Source organism: Rhodanobacter hydrolyticus, from assembly GCF_044904645.1.
Genome location: NZ_JADIKK010000008.1, coordinates 293,277 through 316,363, shown reverse-complemented (window position 1 = coordinate 316,363; position 23,087 = coordinate 293,277). Strand labels below are relative to the sequence as shown.

24 protein-coding genes are annotated in these 23,087 nt (G+C 58.7%); 9 read left to right on the top strand and 15 right to left on the bottom strand.

The features are described 5' to 3' along the window. Window positions 1-230: 230 nt before the first annotated feature. Genes ISP25_RS03875 through ISP25_RS03865 form a run of 3 tightly spaced genes read left to right on the top strand, consistent with a single transcriptional unit; the run spans window position 231 to window position 2,634 of the window. A complete protein-coding gene (locus ISP25_RS03875; protein WP_404611802.1) occupies window positions 231-1,124 on the top strand; it encodes an ABC transporter ATP-binding protein in 894 nt (297 codons plus the stop codon). Continuing rightward, a complete protein-coding gene (locus tag ISP25_RS03870; RefSeq protein ID WP_404611800.1) occupies window positions 1,124-1,870 on the top strand; it encodes a hypothetical protein in 747 nt (248 codons plus the stop codon). The genes ISP25_RS03875 and ISP25_RS03870 overlap by 1 nt, the downstream gene beginning before the upstream one ends. Next, window positions 1,867-2,634 carry a hypothetical protein gene (locus ISP25_RS03865; protein ID WP_404611798.1) on the top strand — a complete coding sequence of 256 codons (768 nt, stop codon included), beginning with the start codon at window positions 1,867-1,869 and terminating at the stop codon, window positions 2,632-2,634. Before ISP25_RS03870 ends, ISP25_RS03865 begins: the two co-directional genes overlap by 4 nt. A 155-nt stretch (window positions 2,635-2,789) precedes the next feature. On the opposite strand, the gene ISP25_RS03860 is transcribed toward ISP25_RS03865, so the two are convergent. The 8 genes from ISP25_RS03860 to ISP25_RS03825 form a co-directional block, all read right to left on the bottom strand. Further along, window positions 2,790-2,948: a DUF3309 family protein gene (locus tag ISP25_RS03860; RefSeq protein WP_192160408.1), complete on the bottom strand. Its 159-nt coding sequence runs from the start codon at window positions 2,946-2,948 to the stop codon at window positions 2,790-2,792. Window positions 2,949-3,023: 75 nt separating this feature from the next. Beyond that, entirely contained in the window at window positions 3,024-3,923 is a 900-nt protein-coding gene (locus tag ISP25_RS03855; protein WP_404611796.1) for a hypothetical protein, read from the bottom strand. A gap of 49 nt (window positions 3,924-3,972) precedes the next feature. Beyond that, window positions 3,973-4,101, bottom strand: a complete 129-nt coding sequence (locus tag ISP25_RS03850; protein ID WP_404611794.1) for a hypothetical protein — start codon at window positions 4,099-4,101, stop codon at window positions 3,973-3,975. Between the two features lie 41 nt (window positions 4,102-4,142). Continuing rightward, a complete protein-coding gene (locus ISP25_RS03845; protein WP_404611792.1) occupies window positions 4,143-4,595 on the bottom strand; it encodes a PA2169 family four-helix-bundle protein in 453 nt (150 codons plus the stop codon). A gap of 98 nt (window positions 4,596-4,693) precedes the next feature. Beyond that, entirely contained in the window at window positions 4,694-5,998 is a 1,305-nt protein-coding gene (locus ISP25_RS03840) for an NRAMP family divalent metal transporter (protein ID WP_404611790.1), read from the bottom strand. A gap of 549 nt (window positions 5,999-6,547) precedes the next feature. After that, window positions 6,548-6,874 (bottom strand): hypothetical protein, encoded by a 327-nt coding sequence (locus ISP25_RS03835; protein WP_404611788.1) that lies wholly within the window; start codon window positions 6,872-6,874, stop codon window positions 6,548-6,550. A 175-nt stretch (window positions 6,875-7,049) separates the two neighbouring features. Continuing rightward, window positions 7,050-8,369, bottom strand: coding sequence for a carbohydrate porin (locus tag ISP25_RS03830; RefSeq protein ID WP_404612074.1), 1,320 nt, complete (start codon window positions 8,367-8,369; stop codon window positions 7,050-7,052). Between the two features lie 135 nt (window positions 8,370-8,504). Next, entirely contained in the window at window positions 8,505-9,098 is a 594-nt protein-coding gene (locus ISP25_RS03825) for a hemerythrin domain-containing protein (RefSeq protein WP_404611786.1), read from the bottom strand. Between the two features lie 97 nt (window positions 9,099-9,195). On the opposite strand from ISP25_RS03825, the gene ISP25_RS03820 reads away from it, so the two are divergent. After that, a complete protein-coding gene (locus ISP25_RS03820) occupies window positions 9,196-9,399 on the top strand; it encodes a hypothetical protein (RefSeq protein WP_192160416.1) in 204 nt (67 codons plus the stop codon). A gap of 502 nt (window positions 9,400-9,901) precedes the next feature. Here the strand turns inward: ISP25_RS03820 and ISP25_RS03815 are convergent. The 3 genes from ISP25_RS03815 to ISP25_RS03805 all read right to left on the bottom strand — a co-directional run bounded on the left by ISP25_RS03815 (window position 9,902) and on the right by ISP25_RS03805 (window position 11,855). Then, entirely contained in the window at window positions 9,902-10,153 is a 252-nt protein-coding gene (locus ISP25_RS03815) for a hypothetical protein (protein WP_404611784.1), read from the bottom strand. Between the two features lie 97 nt (window positions 10,154-10,250). Further along, window positions 10,251-10,508, bottom strand: a complete 258-nt coding sequence (locus ISP25_RS03810; protein WP_404611782.1) for a hypothetical protein — start codon at window positions 10,506-10,508, stop codon at window positions 10,251-10,253. Between the two features lie 354 nt (window positions 10,509-10,862). After that, on the bottom strand, window positions 10,863-11,855 hold the full coding sequence (locus ISP25_RS03805) for an SDR family oxidoreductase (protein ID WP_404611780.1): 993 nt from the start codon (window positions 11,853-11,855) through the stop codon (window positions 10,863-10,865). 144 nt (window positions 11,856-11,999) lie between these two features. On the opposite strand from ISP25_RS03805, the gene ISP25_RS03800 reads away from it, so the two are divergent. Further along, window positions 12,000-12,491 carry a DUF6496 domain-containing protein gene (locus ISP25_RS03800; protein ID WP_404611778.1) on the top strand — a complete coding sequence of 164 codons (492 nt, stop codon included), beginning with the start codon at window positions 12,000-12,002 and terminating at the stop codon, window positions 12,489-12,491. A gap of 508 nt (window positions 12,492-12,999) precedes the next feature. Further along, on the top strand, window positions 13,000-15,864 hold the full coding sequence (locus ISP25_RS03795) for a hybrid sensor histidine kinase/response regulator (RefSeq protein WP_404611776.1): 2,865 nt from the start codon (window positions 13,000-13,002) through the stop codon (window positions 15,862-15,864). On the opposite strand, the gene ISP25_RS03790 is transcribed toward ISP25_RS03795, so the two are convergent. The 3 genes from ISP25_RS03790 to ISP25_RS03780 all read right to left on the bottom strand — a co-directional run bounded on the left by ISP25_RS03790 (window position 15,865) and on the right by ISP25_RS03780 (window position 18,075). After that, complete coding sequence (locus ISP25_RS03790; protein WP_404611775.1) at window positions 15,865-16,203, bottom strand: response regulator; 339 nt, start codon at window positions 16,201-16,203, stop codon at window positions 15,865-15,867. 148 nt (window positions 16,204-16,351) lie between these two features. Further along, window positions 16,352-16,597, bottom strand: a complete 246-nt coding sequence (locus ISP25_RS03785) for a response regulator (protein WP_404611773.1) — start codon at window positions 16,595-16,597, stop codon at window positions 16,352-16,354. Between the two features lie 515 nt (window positions 16,598-17,112). Continuing rightward, window positions 17,113-18,075 (bottom strand): cation diffusion facilitator family transporter, encoded by a 963-nt coding sequence (locus ISP25_RS03780; RefSeq protein WP_404611771.1) that lies wholly within the window; start codon window positions 18,073-18,075, stop codon window positions 17,113-17,115. A 444-nt stretch (window positions 18,076-18,519) separates the two neighbouring features. On the opposite strand from ISP25_RS03780, the gene ISP25_RS03775 reads away from it, so the two are divergent. Next, a complete protein-coding gene (locus tag ISP25_RS03775; RefSeq protein WP_404611769.1) occupies window positions 18,520-19,251 on the top strand; it encodes a response regulator transcription factor in 732 nt (243 codons plus the stop codon). Between the two features lie 156 nt (window positions 19,252-19,407). On the opposite strand, the gene ISP25_RS03770 is transcribed toward ISP25_RS03775, so the two are convergent. Next, window positions 19,408-19,695 carry a hypothetical protein gene (locus ISP25_RS03770; RefSeq protein WP_404611767.1) on the bottom strand — a complete coding sequence of 96 codons (288 nt, stop codon included), beginning with the start codon at window positions 19,693-19,695 and terminating at the stop codon, window positions 19,408-19,410. A 535-nt stretch (window positions 19,696-20,230) separates the two neighbouring features. Between ISP25_RS03770 and ISP25_RS03765 the strand changes: the two genes are divergently transcribed. Together ISP25_RS03765 and ISP25_RS03760 are read left to right on the top strand one after the other, a co-directional pair. After that, a complete protein-coding gene (locus tag ISP25_RS03765; RefSeq protein WP_404611765.1) occupies window positions 20,231-21,691 on the top strand; it encodes a GH39 family glycosyl hydrolase in 1,461 nt (486 codons plus the stop codon). 8 nt (window positions 21,692-21,699) lie between these two features. Then, a complete protein-coding gene (locus ISP25_RS03760) occupies window positions 21,700-22,998 on the top strand; it encodes a glucoamylase family protein (protein WP_404611763.1) in 1,299 nt (432 codons plus the stop codon). The last annotated feature ends 89 nt before the right edge of the window (window positions 22,999-23,087 follow it).

The window sequence follows — 23,087 nt, the reverse complement described above, 5'->3', positions numbered from 1 at the left end:
CTACGAGTTCGGGAGAGCGCTTTCGACGTACCCCATCTTCAAGGCGCTAGCTCGGGCAAGTGCGGTGTTGGCTATCGCGTTGGTTGGCGTATACGCGATCCAAAAACCCTATCAGCGCGAGCGCATTTTGCTGACCGTGTTTCATGGGTGCCAGAAATCCGGCTGCCCGCCTCATTCAAGTCGCGCGGTAAGGGACGCATGGGCAATCAACCTCGGGGCGTCCATCGCGCATGACCCACGAACTAGTCGTTGAAACTCGGGGCCTCACCAAGCATTACGGTGGCGTCGAGGCAGTGCGCAATCTGAGCCTGCAGGTGGAGCCTCAGCACATCACAGCCTTCCTCGGACGCAACGGCGCCGGCAAGAGCACCACGATCAAGATGCTGCTCGGCATGGTCCGCCCCAGCGCTGGCACAGGTCGAGTGCTGGGCTACGACATCGCCGATGCTGCGCAGAGCCTGGAAGTCCGTCGACGCATCGCCTACGTGGGTGAAGACAAGGGCCTCTATGGCTACATGACCGTCGCCGAGCTCATCCGCTTCACCCGTTCCTTCTACGCGGATTGGCAGCCTGAGATCGAAGCGCGCCTGCTACGGGAATACCAGTTGCCGACTGGGCACAAGGTCAAGGCCATCTCCAAGGGCATGCGTACTAAGCTGGCACTTCTGCTGGCGTTAGCGCGCCGACCCGAGCTCATCATCCTCGACGAGCCAACAGAAGGGCTTGATCCGGTATCCATCGACGAACTACTGCAAACCCTGCGGGTGGTGCGCGATGCAGGCACCAGCGTCCTCTTTTCGTCGCATCAACTGGACGAGGTAGAGCGGATCGCCGACCGGGTGCTGATGATCGATCGTGGGCAACTGGTCCTGAATGCGCTGCTCGACGATCTGCTGAACAACTACCGCAACATCACCGTGGAATCCGTCGCGCCAGGTCCGGTGCCGACATTCGATCTAGCCGGCGTAGAGCGGATACGGAGTGATGGCCACCGGACTTGGGTGCTGGCCAGCTCGAACGTCGACGGTATTGTGGCTCACGCACGCTCGCTCCATGCCACTGTGCAGGTGACGTCGGTGAACCTGCGCGATGTCTTTCTCGACATCGTCAGGGAAGCTTCCTGATGCTCTGGTACAAGATGTGGCGAGAGAGCCGGACCCGCTTCGTCATCAGCGCCGCGGCCCTTCTGTGGCTATGCGGCGTCGTGGTGTTGTTACAGCGGCAGGTGCGTACCCATGCCGGCGAACCGCTGAGCTATGCGCAATACATCTGGAATGCGGTCTACAAGGCCAACGCGCTGGATTTGTACATCCTGCTGGTGATCGTCCTGGGGCTTGGCGGTGTGCTGCAGGAGCGAGCACAAGGTACGGCCGGGTTCACGCTGTCGCTGCCGGTAAGCCGGTGGCGCCTGACCGCCGTCAGGGCAGCCATCGGATTGACACAGGTTGCGATGTTGGCACTGCTACCCGCACTGCTGGTTCCGCTGCTGTCACCGTTTGTCGGTGAGGCTTATCCCTTCGCGCACGCTTTGCAGTTCAGTCTGTTGTGGACTGGCTGCGGCATAGTCGTGTACGCACTGGCATTTTTCTTCTCGATCATCTTGCCGGGAGGCTACTCGCCGGCAATCGCCTCAGTGGCGGCGTTGTCGATCTACTCGGTCCTTGCTGACTTACCTCTGCTTGCACGCTATCCAGCGCTTGATTTGATCGACACGATGCACGGCATGCAGCTTTCGACTTTCCACGGAGAAGGTTCGCTGGCCGCCCTCGTTACCCAACTGCCCTGGATGGCGCTGGGTCTATACGCGCTGGTGACGCTGGGCCTCGTTGGCATGGCCGGCGCCATCATGGCACGTAGGGATTTTTCATGAACGCCATGGCGCCCCTGTTGTTCAAGGCTTGGCGAGAGAGCCGCGGACGATTTCTGTTCAGCGCCGTGTTGCTGGCGACAATCTGTGTGTTTGGCGTGTTCTGCCGCGCCAGCTTGATGGCGGTGTTCGTCCCGGACGAACGGTTCGTCGGCGACCCGTACATTGGTTACATCTACCGACTCATATACAAGGGAACGGCACGCGGCTTGTTCACCATCATGGCCGTGGTGCTTGCGCTGGGGGGCCTGCAACGTGAGCGACTGCAGCGTACTGCGGGATTTACCCTGGCACTTCCCGTGAATCGCGCATGGCTGGTGTCGGCGCAAGCGCTACTCGGCCTAACCCAGGTCGCAGTCTTGTCGGCATTACCTGTGTTGCTGCTGGCCGCGTGCTCGCAGCTGGCGCACGTCGCGTATCCCCTGCGACAGATGGCCTGCTTCGGTCTGTTGTGGTTCGGAAGTGGCGCGGTGTTCTTCGCCGTGGCCTTCCTGTCGGCAGCGTTGTTCCAAAGCGAATACGCGGCGCTGGCCGTTTCGTTCGTCTTCATGATCCTCTATCCAGCCGCCGTGCTCTTTCCTCCGCTGAGCCGGTACCCATTGAACCTCAATCACATCATGTCCGGTCTGACGATGCGTTATTTCGATGCGCGAACCGCGCTGCTGGTGGGGAGGCCGCCTTGGACGCTGCTTGTTTCGATGATGATCGTTGCAGGACTGCTGATTGCCCTGGCAGTTCGAATCAGCAAGCAACGAGACTATTCGTGAGCCGTCCGAAACGATCCGCTCGTCGATACTGACCAGGCAGATGCCAGAGCCGGTGGTTAGCCCGTGTTATCGTGGTTAGGCAACGCGTACAGCCATATCATTTGGTCAGATCGGACGCACCGTATTCGCGCTAGCCTGATCATAGATCGAGGCCATCAGATCACCCTCAGTGCCAATAGCACGATCAAGATGATTAGCAGGAGACCCAACCCACCCATGGGACGATAGCCCCATGTGCGGCTATACGGCCACGCAGGTAGTGCGCCGAGCAGTAGCAGGATGAGCACGATGATCAGGATGGTGGAGAGAGCCATGGGAGCACCTCATTGTCGGTACGCCAGAACGGGATGCACGCCTACCGATGCGGGCGTGCCTGCATATAGATTCGATCAATTCAACTCGGTCGAGGTCATGGGACGGTATGTTCGAAGGTGGTACACGCGGTGAACCCGCGCTGCTCCCAAACAGCCACCCAGGGCTGACGCAAGCAGGCCCAGGAATGTACTGAGAAAGACGACCCAAAGCGCAGCGCTCGTGCATTTGGCGGTCCGTGTAGCAAGCGCTTTCGCTTCAGTTTGATACCGTTGCGCCCGTGCTGTCGCATTGGCGACCGTGACATCGATCTGTTGCGGTGTCATGGCGGTATAAGCCACGAGGATGTCTTTCGCCGTTTGCGGCTGCGACGACATTATTGCGTCAGTGGCCATGGCGATGGCTCCCGGCTCGGTACGTATTGCCATGGCGTATCGAGGGGTGGCATTGGCGGCGCCGTCAGCCGATCGAGCTCCCAACTCCAACTGGGCTTGAATGTCCGCGGAGGCATTTGCCGCTGGCGAGCCCGGCATTCCAATGATTGGCACATTTGCCTCGTTGGCTTGTCCTGATCCCATGTGATCACCGAACAGCGCAGGTGCATTCATGGCGTGCCCGATTCCTGCCGAGAGCAAGAGGCCACTCATCACAACGGCGAGACCCCACACCGTTACTCCGTGCATCGTGCCCATCGTCGTGTCGTTCTTGCCGTCGAACCAACTTGCAAACATGCTGCCAAGAAAAAGCGAGACGACCCAGGTAAGGATCATCCAGATAGCCGTTCCTATTCCCATCCCCCTGGCGCTGTTCGCGGCGCGTTCCGGATCGAACACTGAAAGCCCGACGGCCAGACCGACGATGTACAACAGCGATGCCATTCCGACTGCAATCGCCCACCCAGCGATCACGGCGCCCCAGCTCATACGCGGATGCTCCACCACTGCCACTGGTTCGGTGCTTGCGATGTTCGAATTCATCATCTTTCCCCGTCACTGCGTCGATAAGCCATGCAGCCCACGCCTTGCGTCAGGCGCAGCCTCGCAACAGAGCGATGAGAACCAATATCGGAAGTGGTACCCCCAGCAACCACAGCAGCACATAGCCGATCCCGCCGCGCTCCTTCCGACTCGATGGGAAAGCGGAGTCTTCGTTCATGACGGTCTCCTTTGAGAGGGAAGGGGCGTTCGGGCCACGATCTAGCCACGCCTCGAACGCTTCAAGGCACTGGCTTGCTCATGACCGGCGAGGACAGATACGTAGGCACGTTCAATGACTCGCCGGGTCGGCACGGAGAGTGCGGTATCCCTCAGCGCTTCTTCGAATCTGTGTTTGATGCGGTCTTCCCCGCACTCGACTTCGTCAACGATCGGGGTGTCACCCGAGACCAGCGCCTCATGAAGCTTGGCGAACAAGCGATGTGCGGAGCCAAGGGTGGTGCCTCCAAGTTCGGCATCGCCGCCCAAGGTGCTGACATGGGCTTTCAGTGCACCGACGACCTGACTGCGATCTTCCGACCATCGTGAAAAGCTGCCGCTCAGATAAGCGTCATTTACCTTTCGGGCTGCCTCAGCATAGACGTCAACACTGTCGATCGTGGTTTGAACAAGCCCATTCAAGACTGCGATGTCGTGGATATTCGTGGAGGTCATGACGCATCCGGTCGAAGAAAATTATGGACAGGAAGAATCAGCGATGTGTCGCTTAGTTGACGTGAACGAACCGTCCAGAGCACGTGACTGAACTTCATTCACTTTCCCCAGGTCGCGAACATAACGATGGTAGCGGTAGCCATGGCGAGGGTGGCCAACCAGCCCAAAATCTTCATGGCCCATGGAATCGTGAATTCGCCCATTACCTTGCGCCGGGAACTCATCCACATCATCACGACCATGAGTGGAACCGCGGCTACACCGTTGATCACCGCGCTCCAATACAACGCTTTGATCGGATCGAGCGGCGTCAGATTCAGCCCAAATCCGATCACGGTGGCGACGATCAGAACCCCGTAGAAGAACTTCGCATGCTGCGGCTTGTGCTGCAGCCCTGAGCGTTGCGCAAAGGCCCCGGAGGCAGCGTACGCTGTGGCGCCGGCGAGTACCGGCACGGCCAAGAGGCCGGTGCCGATGATGCCGGCCGCAAACAAGGCAAACGCCAATTTTCCTGCCAGGGGGCGCAATGCCTGCGCGGCATCGGATGAGGTCTGGATATCGGTTTTGCCGTGCGCGTGGAGTACAACGGCCGCGGTCAGGATGATGAAGAAAGCGATCAGGTTGGAAAAAATCATCCCGGTGCTGGTGTCGACTCCGATGCGCCTCAATGCGTCTGGAGCTTGATGCGGGGCTCTATTCAAAGGTTCGCGCTCATTGCTAGTGCGGATCTCCTCAACCTCCTGCGAGGCTTGCCAGCAGAACAGATAGGGACTGATGGTGGTACCAAGCAATGCCACCAAACCAACCGCGTATTTGGCGTTCCAGGTGATCGCTGGTCGCACGATGCTTTTGAGTACCTCTCCCCACGGCACGTGGATCACAAGCACTGTGGCGACGTAGGCGAACAAGCTCAGCGTCAGCACTTTCAGGAAAGGCGAGTAACGTGAGAACGGAATGAACATTTGCAGGAGCAGCGATCCCAAACCGAACACAGCGGCGTAGACGAGTGCCGGTCCACCCACTAGCAGCTTCAGCGCAGCGCCCATGGCACCAATGTCGGCGGCGAGGTTGATCACGTTCGCGACCAGGATGCATGTAGTAAGCGCGTATACCAGGGATTTAGGATGGTGGCGGCGGATGCCGTCCATCAAGCCGTGTCCTGTCACTCGCCCGATGCCGGCGCTTACCCCCTGGATGGCCACCATCAGCGGCATGGTCAAGAGGATTGCCCAAAGTGTGCTGTAACCGAAGGCGGCGCCCACCTGCGAGTAGGTCGCGATACCGCTGGGATCGTCGTCCGCCGCCCCGGTAATCAGGCCAGCACTTAAGCGGCCAAAAAATGACTTTCGCCCCTCATCGGTTTCGAGCGACTTGCCTGTCAATGCAGCTGCTTTTGCGACCATGAGAATCGGATTCCGAAAGGCGCGGGCACCTGACGGAGAGCACCAAGGCAGGCATACTCAGCATCCTCAGGTGCACGCATCGCCCGCGCGAAACTGAAGTGAACAACCCTTTGATGTGTCCGAATGCATATCCTTGAAACCGCCATACGGACATTGATGGGCAGGCTCGGCAGAGTCCGAATAATGCGAGCTGCAATCCGAGGTGCCCCAAGGCGATAAGGTGCGATCAGGTGGAATCGATGGTTCGCAGACGACGCGTCGTCCGAAACAAGACCGCCTCGATCAACACGAACGCCAAGATGGGAACTGCAGCCCCAAAGTGCCGCCTACGTCGAAACCTATCCGACTCGCGACGTAGATCAGAACGATCATGCTGAGTGCCATGCCGGGTGCGCCCAAGCCACGCATAGCGGCGCTACGGTGATAGCCGATCCAAAATGCAAAACGTGCCAGCGCCCATACCACGGCGGTCGCCAGGACAGCTCGCATGGCAGCTCCATCTGGCGAGTAGGTCGCCAGCCCGAACAGGGCCGCAGCAAACACGACGATCTATTCCAGAGTGTTCTGGAGATAGCATAGGTTGACTCGCAGTCGTCGTGTCTCGAATCCTGCCAGCGGATCGAATGCAGGCGAGTTCAGCCGTTCATGAGCTACGGCTTCAACTCCCGTCACTAGGCAGAACAAAGCCACAAGGCAAAAGCATTTCAGGGTGAAGAGCATCCGTTCGCCAATGCCATCCATGCCAGTCAAAGGTAGCATTAAGTACGCGATAACTAACCACAACAACAGGGCAATCGGCATCGCTATGGCAATGGTAACTATGCCAGCGCGTCGCTGCTTCGCGAAATCAGCTTGCTGCAAGTCGATATCGTTCATGTTTGCATGCGTACTTCATCCACAGGTCTCAATCCGTTTTTGGGGCGGCCTGCTGCCGAATGCCCCAGTGTGATGAGTTCAGCCGCGTATTTCGCTGGCAACTGTCTTGGGGTGATTTTCCGGGACATTGATCAGAATCCACCAGCATCTTCAAGTGAGGTCGGAGCAACGAGCATCAGTATTCCAGGTGCACGCGAACACCAACGAAGCGCGCCGGCCCCCGGTCATGGTTGTAGCCAGGGTTGTGTATTAGCTGCAGATCGGTCGTCACCCACGCATGGCCGGCGATAGCGAGATCGTAATAGGTCTCCAGGATCTGTTCGGTGCGATAGTTCAATTGCCCGTCGCCCAAGTTGAAACCCGTGCCGCCTGCAGCGAGGTAGGCACGATGATCGGGTGACAATCCGTTGACCGCCAGCGCTAGGGCAATGCGATCATCCGGACGGTGCCAGCGCACTCCGGCGAGCTGTCCACCGATACTCACGCTGCGATCCGCTTCGGTAAAGGCAAACGATTCGGTCTTGCCGTCGTTCCAGCCAAGGCGGCCGAAAAGCCCGGTATCGCCATGATCTGCTAGGGGCAGATCAGCACCCAGCGCAACGCCGTACTTGTGCCGGCCACCGTGGTCATCCTGGCGTATGTCGGGCACGGTTCCGGCTTGCAGCGCACGCGCCAAGGCAACCTGGTAGACGCCCATGCGTGCGGTGTTGCGATAGAGCAGCAGCCAGACCGCCGGTCCATCCGGGTTCGATTGCCAGGTCGCCTGCGCGTCCATTTCACGTGCGCGCGAAATGGCGTCGAGTCGTTGCCCGTTGGCGCGATAGGGCATCTGATACAGCCCGTAGCGCCACGTCCACGGTCCGGCTGCATAGGTTACGACACCGCCTACGGTATAGCCGCGCGTATCTGCGGCAAAGTCCCACGCCGCATTGTTGAATAGCGCCCAGTTGAGGAACTGGGTACGTGTGGAGTCTGCGTAGCGGCTCTGGTCGAAATCGTCGTTCACGGCGAACAGACCTGCCTTGAAGCTCAGGCGATGGTCCGCTTGCTCACCCGGCAGTTGGTCCATTTTTCGTTTGAGGGGGATGGTTTTGCCGCCTAGCGGAACGTCGTAGGTAAGGAACACCCGTGCCACATAAGCATCGCGTCCCAGCGATCCGCCACCGCCGCGAACAACGTCGCCGTTCGTGAGCCCGGCCAAACCAGTGCTGTGGCTGACGCCGCCGCCGCGAAACATTTCCACGTCCAGATAGGCCGCCCAATGAGGTGTGATCGGCAGACCGAAGTAAAGGCCAAAGGTATGAGAGCGTGCCTGGTTGGCCTGTGGACGCAGGCTCAATGGCCCTTGATAGGGCGAGTGCAGGCTGTTTTGGCGCTGATCGATGAAGGTGTACTGCGCACCGATCAACTGCGGCATCAGATAATCTACGTCATCGGCTGCTGCACCTGCCGAACACGCCGGCAGCACGAGGAATGTTGCAACCGCCAGGCGCATGTTCAAGCTAATTTCCTATTCAAACAACTGCGCTTGCGGCGCTCGCGCCATCGAATTTCGCAGATGGCCAGAAACAACCGGAGCGCTGTGTTGGATGGCGAGGGAGCGATCGATCCAGCCCTGTGATCGCGGCGGCTACTCGCCGAGCATCTGTGCCTTTCGTGCCTGCATACGCTCACCTAATGCGTCGAGAGCTGCTTTGTCGAAGATGGACTTGGCACGCTTGAACATTCCCTGTTCTTCCTCGTCGGCGTGGTGGACGACAAGTTCTTTGAGTACTTTCGCTCGACCGGAAAATTGCTCGCTATCGGGTTTTGTGCCCATGAGGTCGGGGAGCACGAGCTCGCCGGCGGCACGATGTTCTTCCATCGCCTCGAAGTACGTTTTGGCGTCGTCCTTGTTGCCAGCCTGCTTGAATGCCGGATAGAAGATTTCCTCTTCGATGGTCGTATGGATCTTCAGCATCGTGGCTACCTCGTCCAGAAGCTGTGCGCGCTTCTTGACCGCGCGAGTGGAGGTGTTAGCCAGTTCTTCGAGCAGTGACTTGATTTTTTTGTGGTCGTCAGTGAGTAGCTGGATGGCATTTTTCATGAGCGGAGCTCCTGATGGGGCGCCCACTTGTAAATGCGGCACGATGCATTCGTCGTGAAACTTGTGCAGCTTTTCGGTCATCACGAACGACGCAGACAAGCGCGCTTCATGAAGATCCAAGGAGTTCTCACGCCCCATGCATGCGCGCTTGATGAGTGGAACGCGACACTTGGCGTCCGACGGTGAATTCGCGCAGCTTCGTCGGTAACGTCCTTGCGCTCTCCGGAGATCACTGATGACACATTCGCATTCCAACCAGAACAACGAACGAGGCGGCAATCACGAGCAGCCCATCAAGGCTGGTCAGCAGAATCCCAAGAACGAAGACCGCAGTTCCAGCGCTGCCAAGGACTCCAAGAACTCAGGCGGTTCTGTGCGTGGCGGCGGCCAAGAGCAGCATATGAAGTCCGGCCAGCAGAGCCACAAGAACGACCGTTGATGGATCAATGGAACGAAGCGAAAGGCGCGGCTTTCCGCGCCTTCCGCTTCGTGTGGGTCGAATCAATCGAGCTTGCGCCAATTCGAAGGCGCCAATTCGAAGATCTCGCGCCAAAGGAACTGTCCAAGCCTGCAAGCGATGTATCTTCCGACGAGGACAAGAGCGCTGGGGACGCGGCCTCGGCTATCAGGGAGTGCCGCCACAACCGCCGGATGGATCCGCGACCCTTCCGTGTACCTGCGCAGCGACAAGCCCGGTTCCTCCAGTTTCATGTGTGGGGAGCAAGGAGGCTGCGCGTGCCGCGCTAGCGAGAGTGGTTCACGGGATGGGTAAAGACCCCTGGATACACGGCCATCTGGTTAACCCGGGCAATCTCGGATCACTCTGAGCTCGGTGCAGGATCCACCCCAGATTCTTGGCGCGGTGGAATGCTATTGAGTCGTGCTCCCTCGTCGCTTGATGACGACGGAGCCCCGCCACCTTGTGCGAAACGACGGTTTATCTAGCCGTCGCGGTTTCGTGGACGCATCTGGATGGGCGCACTGTCGTCTTGCGGGCTGCCGGGCGAGACACGGCCCAAGGTAATATTCTTCGAGGCCCGGACGTCCCGGTTGGCAAAGGTCCATATCTCGCCGCTGGCGGTGATCAACACCGTCCAATACAAGTCCGATTCCGGGCCATAGTCGATGAGGATATGAGCGAATCCTTCTCCCTTGGGCGTATTCATAGGAAGCGGTGGATTGAGTTGAAGCATGACGGCATCCCGTGACTTGGCGGTGCGAAAGTCCAATTGCTGCTGGTAGCACTACGGCCACAGCGAAATAGCTGCGGCCGCAGGTGATGCGTACCGTTTACCGTCGGTCGAGAGTGCCGAGGCCATGGCGCTTGGCGAAGCTCTTGGACGCCTGGTTGGCATGCTCCGCAGCGTACAGTCCGTGGCTGTGAGCCAAATGGGCGTGATGAGCACCCTCAGCGGTGTTGTGGTCACGAAGGCGCTTGGCAGCCTCCTCGTGGTGGTGCGCCGCTTGCTTGTGATGTTCGGCAGCCTTGTCGTGATGTTCGTGTGCTTCGGCGAGTGTCTGAGTGGTGGATTCGGCAGATGAGGTCATGAGTTTCTCCAGTCGCTGTGTTCGGCAAATGCCGCTGGAAGGCGTTCTACTGATGCTTACAGAGCCGAGGTTAACGACGGGTGGGAAGTTCGTCGTGAGCGTGGCTGATCATCCTGAATGCCATTCCGCTTGCTGGTCCATCGCTCCGACCAAAGCTCTGTTGCAAGGTTTCGATGCCTTCCCATGGGTCTGAACGTACCCGTGCAAGTCGCGCTACCACGGTTCGCAATGCAGTTGCACTACGAAGATGGCATGGAGGTCGGTATTCGAACTCATGCCAGGGTAGGGCTCTCACCTCTTCGGGAAATCGCGTTTTGCAGTTAGTCGTGCAACCTCGCTATTTGGTGCCAGTCGTTATGGGGCGGGGCCACCCATAACGGGAAGAATCGCACCCGAGATGTAGCTGGCGCATGAGGGTGAGGCCAGGAAGACATAAGCTGGCGCGATCTCCTCCGGTTGGGCAGGGCGGCCCATCGGACTGGATTTGCCGAAGTCACGGATCTGTTCAGGCGATTGGTCGGCCGGGTTCAGCGGTGTCCATACCGGCCCGGGTGCGACTGCATTCACGCGGATTCCGCGCGAGATCAGGTTCGCTGCTAAGGCTTTGGTAAAGGCATGGATACCACCCTTGGTCATTGAATAATCCAGCAGCTTGTCGTTGCCGAACAAGCCGGTTTCCGAGCCGGTATTGATGATCGAACAGTTGCTGCCCAAGTGTGGTGACGCCGCTTTGGCCATGTGGAAGTAGCCATAGAGATTGGTCTTCAGCGTTTCGTCGAAGTGCGCCTCGGTGAGGTCCTCGATGGCGTCCACGTGCTGCTGAAAGGCCGCATTGTTAACCAGGATGGACAGCTTGCCGAGCTTCTCGACCGTGGCCTCGACAGCTTGCTTGCAGAAGTTGGGTTCCTTGACGTCGCCGCGAATCAGGAGGCAGCATTGGCCCTCAGCCTGAATGTAATCCCGAGTTTCCTCCGCATCGGCGTCCTCACACAGATATACGATGGCTACGTCGGCACCTTCGCGGGCGAACAACACGGCTACCGCCCGCCCGATGCCCGAATCGCCGCCGGTGATGAGCGCCGCCATGCCGCGCAACTTGCCGCTACCTGTATAGGTGGGCGCCAGGAACTGCGGCCGCGGATCGAGATCGCGCTCCAGGCCTGGTTTTGTCAGCTGCCGCTCGGGAAACGGTGTTTCCGGATGCTGATGGTCCCCGGTCTTGGTCTTTTTTGTGGATGGCGCGGGAGCACGATTTTCTTTGCCACCGCGTGTTTTGCGTTCGGCCTGCGCCTTTATGTCGCGATGCTTCTCGGCGGTTTTGCTGGTGTCTCGCGATTTCGTACCCATGGTCCCGTGCTCCGATGGCGGGATGGTTCACGTTATCCGGCAATTTGTTCCGCTCCAGTGAACAATGGATCAGAGCGATGTCTATTGACGACGCATGGACACGCAGGTCGTGATAGTCGGCACACGTCCCTTGGGAGAATGGTCATGCCTGAACAACGCACTCGTCGCGCCGCAGCTAAGGACAAGAAGGAGGGCAAGTCTCCGGGCACGCAAGCCGGGGAATATGTGCGGGAGGAAAGCGAGCATGTGCGTGAAGGCAAGCACGGCGCGCGATCGACCAAGCAAGCCATCGCCATTGGTCTCTCCAAGGCACGCCGTGCCGGAATCAAGGCCCCGATCAGCAAGTCCGCCAGCAAATCGACGAAGAAGAAGGCAGCGCAGGACGAAGCAGCCTCGCATCGTCGCAAACAGCCATCACGGAAGCGCTCCGCGGCGACTAAGCACGTACTGGAGAAGGAGGGGCACGAGGCGGCTTCCTCATCCGCGCTCTCGTCGAACGCCAAGAAAGCAGCCGCCAAGCGCACGCCGAAATCGCGTTCGGCAGCCGCCAAGAAGGCGGCACGAACCAAGGGCTCAGCGGGGCGATCAGCTGCTGCCAAAAAGGCCGCCAGGACGCGGGCTCGGAACGCGTCTTGAGCAAGGAGTGCCTCACATACCTCGGCTCATCTGGATAGATACGCTTTCCTACGTTCTGCTCAACGTGCTGGCATCGCTTTGAAATTGACCGCGCGGCGGATGTGCGGAGAATCGAGCGCTTGTGCCCCCCCTCTTTGTCAGCGCTAGGAGCCCAACATCGACTGTTACGCACAACGTTGTGGGTGGCCATGAGATCTACGACTAGTTGGCCCAAGTCCAATAAGAACACTTCAATTCAAATTCGTTCGAGCCGTTCCCATCCGCCCCTCGTGCTCTGCGCGACGTACTCGATGCCCAATTTGCCGTGGATGGCGAGCAGACCGAAAGCCGCATCCTGGCCGAGATATTGAAGTGGTATTACTTGCTCCATTCTTTCAGTAGATTCTGATGGACAGTTGCTGAAGTGGATTCCGCCGGGCGCGGCGTAGTCTGACGCCAATCCACGGAAAGACATGCATCGGCATCGCGGTTCGCACTGCTTTCACATCATCTACACGAGGCTTCGCCGATGACCTGGCTGCATCGGATACTAGGGAACCGATCTGAAGCGGACGCATGGTTCGGCGATCTTGGGCGTTGCATGCTGCAGGCGATGCCGTGGCCTGCGTGCGTTTGCGACCGACAAGGCCAATTGCTGGCTTGGAACGAAGATGCGAAACGTCTGTTGGAGCGTGTCAGACCGGATGATTCGACGATCGAAGACCGGTTCCGGGATCTGCTGCGACATGGACAGAGAGCCGGGGCCGTCGGAACATCCTTGATCGATGTCTTGCAGAGCGGCTGTCCAGCATGCGACGCGGTACTGGAAATCGAAAGCGACCCCGGCGTTCGCCTCTCGTTGCATGCCAGGTTGACGCCGCTGGTGGCGACGGATGGTTCAGTCAAAGCCGTCCTGTGCAGCTTTCAGGGGCCGCCGCTCTTCAGTGACTTGACTGCGACACTCGAGCGGAACGGGACCGCAGAATGTGAGCATCGGCAGGGCGATCTATTTCGCCAAATGCTGCAAGCTTTGCCTGTCGCGGTGTACACCACGGATGTCGATGGAACCATCATGTTCTTTAACGAGGCCGCGGTCGCTCTTGCGGGGCGCCGTCCCTCCGTAAGAGATAGATGGTGCTTCAGCTGGAAGTTGCTTCATCCCGATGGAACACCAATGCCGCATGATGAGTGTCCCATGGCGATTACGCTCCGCGATGGATGTGCCCGGTATGCCTGTCAGATCGTCGCCTTGCGGCCAGACGGCAGTCGGGTGGTTTGCGAGGCCTATCCAACGCCGTTGCTCGACAAGTCGGGCGTACTCGTCGGAGCAGTGAATGTGTTGATCGATATCAGCGAGCGTATCGATGCAGAGCAAGCGCTTCGTAGTCTCAACGAAACGCTGGAGCAGCGCGTGGTGTATCGGACCAACAGAGCAGAGGCGGCATTGACGAGGCTGCACCGTCGCGAGCGCGAGTTCGCCATGTTGGTGGAGAGCGTGCTTGATTACGCGATCATAATGCTGGATCCGAAGGGCAACATCACCCAGTGGAATCAGGGCGCCGAACGGATCTACGGATATCGGTCCGAGGAAATCGTCGGCCGGCATTTCTCGACGTTCCACACACCCGAGGACCGCGCCAACGGCATGCCGGAGAAGGTACTGGCAACCGCTTCGTGTGAGGGGAGGCATGAGGGAGAGGGTTGGCGCCTACGCAAGGACGGCAGCCTTTTCTGGGTGAGCGCGATTGTCGACCCTATTATCGATAAGGGCCATCTGGTGGGTTTCGCCAAGATTACCCGGGACGTCACCGAAAGGATGAAAAACCAGGAAGCTATCGTCGAGAACGAGCGGCGCGCACGCGCTGTGATCGATACCGCACCGGATGGCTTCGTTCAATTGGACCCCGCGGGCAGGATAGTCGAATGGAATCCCGCCGCAGTCGAGATGTTCGGCTGGTCGCGCGAGGAGGCGATCGGAAAGGAACTCATTCAATTGATCGTGCCGGATGACGAGCGCGGCCGCTTTGTTGAACGTGTTTCGTTGAGCGGACCCAACATTTTCCAGCATGATGCTATCCCGCTCAAGCTGCGAACGAAAAGCGGCGATCTTGTTACTGTCGAGCTTAACTTCGGCACTCGCACATCCTGGGGCAGTGATCCACTCAACCTTTTTATCAGTGATATCGGTGAAAGGATTTCGATCGAGGCGCAACTGCGTCAAATGCAAAAAATGGAATCCGTTGGCATGCTGGCAGGAGGCATAGCCCATGATTTCAACAACCTGCTGCAAGGGATTATCGGCGCGGTCGAGATCATCGATCTGCGAATTAAGGACAACGATGCGCGCGACGTTTCTCGTTTCATCGATGGTGCGTTGAATTCCGCCCAGCGCGCTGCCGCGCTCACGCAGCGACTGTTGAGCTTTTCGCGCAAACAGCCGCTCGATCCGCAGTCGGTCGATGCAAATCAATTAGTCATGTCCATGAGCGACATGCTGAAGCACACCATGGGTGAAGCAGTTGCGCTCGATTTGGAGCTTGCAGATGACCTATGGCCCTGCAGGTGCGACGCGAACCAGTTGGAAAGCGCATTGCTCAATCTTTCAATCAATGCCCGCGACGCCATGCCGGAGGGCGGCCGCCTGACCCTGCGCTCGGCTAACCTCGATATCGGCGAGTCGGCCGCGGCTCATCGGCCGGACCTCCACTGCGGGCAATTCGTACTACTGACGGTTACCGACACGGGAACGGGCATCCCGAAAGAGATCGTTGATCAAGTGTTCGATCCGTTCTTCACCACCAAAGAAGTTGGACGTGGAACAGGCTTGGGATTGTCGATGGTGTACGGGTTTGCGCAACAGTCCGGCGGCTTCTGCGAGATCCGCAGCGAGGTGGACGAGGGCACCAGCGTCAGTATTGGTCTGCCTCGGAACCTTGCGGCTCCACAGAAAACGCCGCGCGTTGCGCAACTGCACCTTATCAAAGGCGCGGGCGAACTGGTCCTGGTGGTGGAAGACGAGCCGGTGGTACGCGGCATCGTCGTCCAAGTGCTGCACCAGTTGGGTTATTCCACCCTGGAAGCGGCTAGTGGCGATGAAGCGCTCAGTTTGCTCCTGACGCAGGAGTCCGTTGATCTGCTGATATCCGACCTAGGTTTGCCTGGGATGACCGGATGCACTCTGGTGGAGGCCGCCCACGTCATGCGCCCGAAGCTGAAGATTCTGCTGATGAGCGGCTATGCGCCGGATAAGACCCAAGGCGGCAAGCAAGCGACTCAGAAATGGCCGCTGATCACCAAGCCCTTCAGCACCGCGAAACTTGCCCGCTGCATTCGCGAAGTGATGAGTAAGGGAGAGGACTTGCAAACAGACCCCGTGCAGAAGGACGGCGCTTGACTACGCGTGGCGAAGCAAGGATCGCACGATGCGTTGCAACTCCGCGCTGCTCACCGGCTTCATCAAAACACATAACTGCGGGAACTCCGCTACCAAGGCAGACTGGTCGCTGCCGGAAATCACAACGAACGGGACGTTTTGCGCCATCATGGCCAGCAGCGCCGGGCGCGCGCTTTCGCCGCGCAGTTCCATGTCGAGCAACACGGCATCGAATTCGCCCGATTCGATCTCCGTGAGCGCATTGGCCAGACTGAGATCGACGATGACTTCCAGCTTCAATTTTTGCAGGACGTCCTCCAGTACCATGGCGACAACGGGGTCGTCTTCGATCACCAACACGCGGCCAAGCGTGGATGTTTGGCTGTGCATGAGTCCTCCCTCCATAGTCCCCTCGTACGATCTGTTCCGACCGGTGTTCAGCCTATCGCCAATAGCAGCATGACACCATCAACATGCATCATGGGTGCGAAGCGGTGCCGGTATTTGGCTACCCGGTTCGGCCGCCGGCAAGCATGCGATCCAAGACTTCCTCGATATGCTTCACGCTATAGGGTTTCAGCAGCACTTCGACGTCACGATATTCGTCCGGCGATCCGTCGCTTCCATAACCGGAGGCGAACACGAACGGGATCTTTCGGCGGCGCAGCTCCGCGGCGAGCAGAAAGCTATCTTCACCTGCGAGATTGATGTCCAGGACAGCGTCATCGATCCATTCCGTCGTAGCCAGCTCCAAGCCGCTGCTCAACCGGGCCGTCAACAATACGCTGAAGCCCGCGCTGAATCACATCCTCCAGCATCATAGCCACCAGCATCGCGAAGTGCTTGCGCAGTGCCTGCTCGACGCGATGCCGGAGAATACGCTCGACCCCGGCATTCCAGCTGGTGATTGTATCGTTCGCGGCTTAACCGATGATCCCGTCCTGCGAATTGTCGACAATAGTCGCCAACCGTGCGCATGCGGTCTCGCTGCGATGGTTTTGTGTGATGTCCACGAAAGTCAATACCACACCATCGACGACCTATGCCGTATACATGGGGGAGAGAGTGTTCATGGCAATCAGTCGGACAACGTGAGCAGTACACGAAGCGAACGAGATCGAGATGGAGCCGTCCCCGGCAGAAGTCCGGAACGGCATGCGAAGGCGGATCGGAAGCGCCATAGGAACAACTGACGCTCAGTGAGCGAATCGAAGTGGTTTGTACTCAAAGTCCATAGACCTGATCGTGCAGCCAAGCGGAGATGAGAGCTCAGTTTTCCAGTTCATGCGCGTTCGCTTCGATCGCGCGACGGCGATCTCGCCAAACTTTGGCGGTCTGCGGTTTGATGAACAGCGAAATGATCTCCGGGCGAGCCACTTTGGCTCGCTTTTCGATCCGATGGACGCAGGCTTCGATCTGTGTGGTGGAAAGCACATCCTCGAATTCGGCGCTCAGCGCAGCAACTACCTGATGTGGCCCCATCTGCACGGTCAATACGCCGTTGGCGATGCGCACGTCGGCGTCGGCGGCGGCGATCGCCATGATCGCATCGCTTACGGCTGGATGGGCGGTTTCGCCGATTAGCAACCCCTTGGTTTCCCGTGCGAGCAGCAGAGCCGAGACGGCTAGCACGCAGCCGATGCCCACAGAGGCAATGCCGTCGAACACCGGCGACTTGAGCAGTTGCGCACCTGCCAGTCCAACCAGTGCAATTAGCAAACCGACCAGAGCCGCACTGTCTTCCAGTAGCACGGTAAAGGTGGTCGGATCCTTACTTAGGCGAAACGCCTCGAAGTAGCCAAGCTTGCCTTTGCGGGCGCGGAATTCGCCCAGTGCGACACGCCATGAGCTGCCTTCGAACAGCATCGACACCAGCAGAACGATGTAATTCGCGCCGGAATGATCGATCGTCTTATTGCGTGCAATGTGGACGACACCTTCGTAGGAGGAGAGGCCAGCGCCTATTGCCAGAACCAGCAGCGCCACAATGAAGCTCCAGAAATACAGTTCGCGACCATGTCCGAACGGATGTAGTGGATCCGGAGGCATGGCGGCGCGGCGCAAACCATAAAGGAGCAGCAATTCATTGGTGGTATCGACAAGAGAATGCACGCCTTCGCTCAGCATTGCTGAACTGCCGGAATAAGCTGCTGCCATGAACTTCACGACAGCAATCAGCAGGTTGCCGCCGAGCGCGACATAGACCACTTTGTGTGAAGCGGAGGGAGACATCGGGCAAGGTATCGCCGTGATCGGTACCTCATGCCGTGGGGCGTTCGGGAGGTGGCGGCACGGGATCGCCTATTGGTAATGGCGCGGGTTGCGGCTCGACCAATGGTGGACGCCCCGGTTGCGGAAATGGCGGAGCGGCTGGTGGCATCGGCGCTGGCGGTTCGCCGGGCTGGCTTGGCGGCACGGGCTCCTGTGGCGAAGGCGCAGGTTCCGGTGGAATCGGCATGCTTCGCAAGGTTGGCGACAACGTAAAGGGAAGCATGAAGGATTCCGATTTTTGCGGTGGCTTTCCATCATTCCGGGCTGCTCGTTACTTCGTCATGAACTTTGGGTGGTCGAATTGTCGCGGCTGCAAGAGCAAAAGCGAGTACAACCCTTTCACTCGCCCGTCATCTCTTCTCCGCTTAAGCTGATCAGCGCAGGGGCAATATCGCAGGAATTCACATGAACACGCGTGATGACCAGAAAGGTCTGATCTTGCTGGTGGAAGACAGCCGCCAGATCTCCGAGCCATTAGGCGAATTTCTCGAAAAAATTGGTTACTCCGTCGACTACGCAGCTGATGGTCCTAGCGGATTGCATCTTGCGGTGACTGGCAGCTATGACGTCCTCGTGCTCGACCTATCACTGCCTGGGATGGATGGTTTGGAGGTGTGCCGGAAGCTTCGCCGTGAGGCAAACAGAGCCACTCCTCTTCTGATGCTTACAGGGCGCGGCAGCCTAGACGACAAGCTCACTGGTCTGGAAGCAGGTGCTGACGACTATCTCGTGAAGCCGTTCCAATTGAGTGAGCTTGCGGCGCGTGTGCATGCCCTGATTCGACGCGATCGTCGGCAAGTCTCTACCGAGATTCTGACCGTCGGCGATATGACGCTTGATACGGCGATCCTACGGTTGACGCGTGCTGGGAAGGTGCTCAATGTGTCGCCGATTGGACTGAGGCTGCTGGCGATCCTGATGCGCGAGTCTCCGCGCGTGGTAAGCCGACGCGACATCGAGCGCGAAATCTGGGGCGATATGCTTCCTGACTCCGATACCTTACGCTCGCACCTGTACAACCTGCGTCGCATCATCGACAAGCCATTTGCCAACCAACTGCTCCATACCATTCATTCGGCAGGCTATCGCCTCGCGGATCTTGATGCGGAAATGTGCGCTGCCGGGGATGCGGCCTGAGTCCTGTGTTCGCTGAAACTACCTGTCCTTTCCGCCGAATGCCATAAGCAGAATCGTTTGGCGGAAAGGGATGTGGCGAATCAAGTCCAGACAATGCCTGTGACGAGTCGAGTGACCCGTAAAGGCCAGAAGTGGCCGCGACGGATACGCTGTTTTCTAGAACTCGTCAACGAATTCGATGCCGACGCCTAGCCGGCGGGTAAGGTCTTCCGCCTTTCTGCGCACGGTATCGAATACCTCGTCGTCGCGAATCTCGACTTCGACACAATAAACCTTTCCCTCGCTATCACTGGCCTGCTCCGACGAGCTCGAATCGTCGCGCATACGGGGTATCAAGTCGTCAACTTCTTCGACATGGTCGACTTCGTCGATGCCGTGCAGCGAAGTGATGAGAGTATCTGCGTCGGCACGTTGTCCGATGAGTCGAAATCGAACCATGGGCATGTGAATTCTCCGAAAAAGTCCGTAGACGGATCCTTGCAGGACTCTTGCATCTTTGAGGTGACGGAACGCCACGCATGTTCTCGTGAAAACGTAACAACCACACCGCGTTAACTTCGCCATTCCTACGCTCAGATTTTTCCTCGAAGAAATCGTGCGAGTCTTCGTGACTCCGCTGATCTATTTGGTGAGACGCGCAGGATGAACACTCAACGTTGCCGCTCCGGCGCGGCGGCCTCGCCATCCGCATCAGCTATGCACTTCGACACATTGATCGTGTCGCTGATTTTTCCTGGCGCGAGCAGTGCACTGATTTCTCTTCGAGGCATTCGATGCGTTCACCAGTCTCGGTACCGCGCAGCACAAGGTATTGCATGTGACGATCTTCATGTATTTGCGCGGCGGATCGCTGATCTGCACTGCCTCGACGGTCGGTCTTGCATGGTCGTCGATGCTGATCGTGCTAGCGGCGGTCGGTATGCCGACGCAAGGGGGCACCGCATGCTGGGCGGTGACATCTGAACGGAGGAGATGAACGATGCCCGAATTCCATTGCGACCTCGACCAGACAGGCGCCCCCCTGCGCCATGTGTGGTCGCACACCATTGGTAGCGATCACGCGCGTATGGCCTTGCGTGCGGATTGGCGCGAGCAGATGCGCCGCGTGCGTGAGGAACTCGGTGTCGAATATGTGCGCTTCCATGGTCTGCTCGACGACGATATGGCGATTCTGCTGGATGAGCAGGACACGTTGCACTACGGCTTCCATAATGCGGACCTGATCATCGATTTTCTGCGCGAGATCGGCATGCGCCCGTTCGTGGAACTGAGTTTCATGCCAACCGCGCTCGCATCAGGCCACACCACGGTATTCAGTTATCGCGGCAACGTGACGCCGCCGAAGAAACTGGCCGACTGGGACGCGCTGATCGACCGACTGCTGCGCCATTGGGTGGATCGCTACGGACTGGACGAGGTGCGCAGGTGGTACTTCGAAGTATGGAACGAGCCCAATATTCCCTCGTTCTGGACCGGAACCCAGGCCGACTATTTCGAGCTGTACCGGCACACCGCGACTACCATCAAGTCGGTCGATGCTCAGTTGCAGGTGGGCGGCCCCGCCACTGCCAATGACGAATGGATCGCGGACTTCGTGGCGTTCTGCCGGCGAGCGAAGCTGCCGTGTGATTTCGTATCAACTCATCATTACCCAACCGATGCGTTCGGCAAGCCGGGGGAGGACACCGAAAAACAGCTTTCGTTGGCAACGCGTGGCATCTTGCATCGGCGCGTGCTGGACAGTTGTGCCGCAGCAGACACTTTGCCTGTGTACTACACAGAGTGGTGTAGCTCGTCCAATCCGTTCTTCAGGCTTCATGACGAGCCATACGCGGCAGCCTTCATGATCAAGAACTTCCTGGCCGTAGCCGATTTGGTGCAGTGCTATAGCTGGTGGACGTTCTCGGACATTTTTGCCGAGAACTACTTTTCCTCGGTACCGTTTCATGGCGGCTTCGGCCTGCTCACTATAGGTGGCATCGCCAAACCTACTTATCGCGCGTTCCAGATGCTGCACCGGCTCGGTCGCGAACGGCTTCGGGTGGACGGTGCGCATGTCACAGTGGACGCTGCAGTGGTGCGCGCGGAGGGCGTCGTGATGGTGTTGCTGAGCAACCACGCGTTCCCGGAACATCCGATCGCCGCCGAGAAAGTGACGATTGAACTTGCCTGCTCACAGCCACCCACTGGCGCGTGGCTGGAGCGCATCGACGAGGATCATTGCAATCCGCGCAAGCTGTGGGAGGCGCTTGGCTCACCGGACTATCCAAACGCCGAGCAGCAACATCGGCTACACGAGGCTGCGCTCCTGCAACGCGAGCCATTGCGGTGGCACGCGAAGACCGGTGGATTCTCACTGAACATCGATCTGCCTCCGCACGCCGTCGCTGCGATCACGCTGCATGTCCCGAATGACGACAGCACGGGAGAAACTTCGTGAAAAAATCAATGACAGGATCCAGCAACGAGGATTTGCTGGACCTGATCCAGCACGATTCGTTCCAATACTTCATCGATCACCGCCAGCCCGGCAACGGACTGATACCCGATTCGACCGAGCCGCACTCGCCATGCAGCATCGCCGCGGTGGGGTTCGCCTTGTCCTGTTATCCAGTAGCGGTGGAGCGGAGCTGGATGACACGCGCCGCGGCGCGCAAGCTGGTCTTGGGGACGTTGCGCTTCTTTCTGATGGCGGATCAGTCCGGCGCGACCGATGGCGTCGGTTACAAAGGATTCTTCTATCACTTCCTCGATCTCCGGACGGGACGGCGCGCGGGTAATTGCGAGCTTTCCACTATCGACACCGCATTGCTGGTGGCGGGCATGCTCACCTGTGCGCAGTACTTCAGCGGCGAGCATCGTGAAGAAGCCGAAATCCGCACCGCAGCGAATGCAATCTATGACAGCGTCGACTGGCGCTGGGCACAACATGGTGGCGCCGGCATCTCGATGGGGTGGAAGCCGGAGCGTGGCTTCCAGCGCGCCAGCTGGGTGGGTTACAACGAGGCGCTGATCATGTACGCGCTGGCACTCGGTTCAGCAAGCCATCCACCCACCTCCAATGTCTATGCCCACTGGCTGAGCGGCTACCGCTGGAAGCGGATCTATGAATTGGCCTACGTGTATGCCGGACCGATGTTTATTCATCAGTTCTCGCATGTCTGGATCGACTTCCTGGGAATCCACGATGCCTATATGGCGGAGAAGGGTATCGATTATTTCGAGAACAGTCGCCGTGCCACGTATGTGCAATACGAATACGCACGGCGCAACCCGCGTGGTTTCGAAGGTTATCAGGCGAAGTGCTGGGGGTTGACCGCTACCCATGGCCCAGGGCCGGCGGCGCAAAAAAGGAAAGGTAAGCTGTTGCGCTTCGCCGGCTACGCTGCACGCGGCGCGCCATTCGGACCGGACGACGGAACGATGGCACCGTGGGCATCGCTGGCCTCACTGCCTTTCGCACCCGAGCTGGTGGTACCCACCCTGCGCCATCTGGTCGAGGAAACGGAGAATCCGCGGAACGACTTCGGGTTCTACGCTTCTTTCAATCCCAGTTTCCATGCCAAACGCGGCGATGCCGGCTGGGCTTCGCCGTGGCACTACGGATTGCACCAGGGTCCCATCGTGCTGATGCTGGAAAACTATCGCAATGGCCTGATCTGGCGCTTGATGCGCGACTGTGCGCCGTTGGTGCGCGGTTTGCGACGCGCCGGCTTTCACGGCGGTTGGCTCGATCATGCGTGCTGAAGGAAAGAACGTGAGCGCGCCCGTCACTGGTGTGATGGAGATACGCACGGCGCACTCATAGTCCACTAACGACATGCCGCGCAGGATGA

Bases quoted from the DNA above. Each gene is read 5' to 3' on its own strand.
- ISP25_RS03875 (WP_404611802.1), top strand. From the start codon at position 231: ATGACCCACGAACTAGTCGTTGAAACTCGGGGCCTCACCAAGCATTAC.
- ISP25_RS03870 (WP_404611800.1), top strand. From the start codon at position 1,124: ATGCTCTGGTACAAGATGTGGCGAGAGAGCCGGACCCGCTTCGTCATC.
- ISP25_RS03865 (WP_404611798.1), top strand. From the start codon at position 1,867: ATGAACGCCATGGCGCCCCTGTTGTTCAAGGCTTGGCGAGAGAGCCGC.
- ISP25_RS03860 (WP_192160408.1), bottom strand. From the start codon at position 2,948: ATGGCTCTCTCCACCATCCTGATCATCGTGCTCATCCTGCTACTGCTC.
- ISP25_RS03855 (WP_404611796.1), bottom strand. From the start codon at position 3,923: ATGAATTCGAACATCGCAAGCACCGAACCAGTGGCAGTGGTGGAGCAT.
- ISP25_RS03850 (WP_404611794.1), bottom strand. From the start codon at position 4,101: ATGAACGAAGACTCCGCTTTCCCATCGAGTCGGAAGGAGCGCGGCGGG.
- ISP25_RS03845 (WP_404611792.1), bottom strand. From the start codon at position 4,595: ATGACCTCCACGAATATCCACGACATCGCAGTCTTGAATGGGCTTGTT.
- ISP25_RS03840 (WP_404611790.1), bottom strand. From the start codon at position 5,998: ATGGTCGCAAAAGCAGCTGCATTGACAGGCAAGTCGCTCGAAACCGAT.
- ISP25_RS03835 (WP_404611788.1), bottom strand. From the start codon at position 6,874: ATGAACGATATCGACTTGCAGCAAGCTGATTTCGCGAAGCAGCGACGC.
- ISP25_RS03830 (WP_404612074.1), bottom strand. From the start codon at position 8,369: ATGCGCCTGGCGGTTGCAACATTCCTCGTGCTGCCGGCGTGTTCGGCA.
- ISP25_RS03825 (WP_404611786.1), bottom strand. From the start codon at position 9,098: ATGGGGCGTGAGAACTCCTTGGATCTTCATGAAGCGCGCTTGTCTGCG.
- ISP25_RS03820 (WP_192160416.1), top strand. From the start codon at position 9,196: ATGACACATTCGCATTCCAACCAGAACAACGAACGAGGCGGCAATCAC.
- ISP25_RS03815 (WP_404611784.1), bottom strand. From the start codon at position 10,153: ATGCTTCAACTCAATCCACCGCTTCCTATGAATACGCCCAAGGGAGAA.
- ISP25_RS03810 (WP_404611782.1), bottom strand. From the start codon at position 10,508: ATGACCTCATCTGCCGAATCCACCACTCAGACACTCGCCGAAGCACAC.
- ISP25_RS03805 (WP_404611780.1), bottom strand. From the start codon at position 11,855: ATGGGTACGAAATCGCGAGACACCAGCAAAACCGCCGAGAAGCATCGC.
- ISP25_RS03800 (WP_404611778.1), top strand. From the start codon at position 12,000: ATGCCTGAACAACGCACTCGTCGCGCCGCAGCTAAGGACAAGAAGGAG.
- ISP25_RS03795 (WP_404611776.1), top strand. From the start codon at position 13,000: ATGACCTGGCTGCATCGGATACTAGGGAACCGATCTGAAGCGGACGCA.
- ISP25_RS03780 (WP_404611771.1), bottom strand. From the start codon at position 18,075: ATGTCTCCCTCCGCTTCACACAAAGTGGTCTATGTCGCGCTCGGCGGC.
- ISP25_RS03775 (WP_404611769.1), top strand. From the start codon at position 18,520: ATGAACACGCGTGATGACCAGAAAGGTCTGATCTTGCTGGTGGAAGAC.
- ISP25_RS03770 (WP_404611767.1), bottom strand. From the start codon at position 19,695: ATGCCCATGGTTCGATTTCGACTCATCGGACAACGTGCCGACGCAGAT.
- ISP25_RS03765 (WP_404611765.1), top strand. From the start codon at position 20,231: ATGCCCGAATTCCATTGCGACCTCGACCAGACAGGCGCCCCCCTGCGC.
- ISP25_RS03760 (WP_404611763.1), top strand. From the start codon at position 21,700: ATGACAGGATCCAGCAACGAGGATTTGCTGGACCTGATCCAGCACGAT.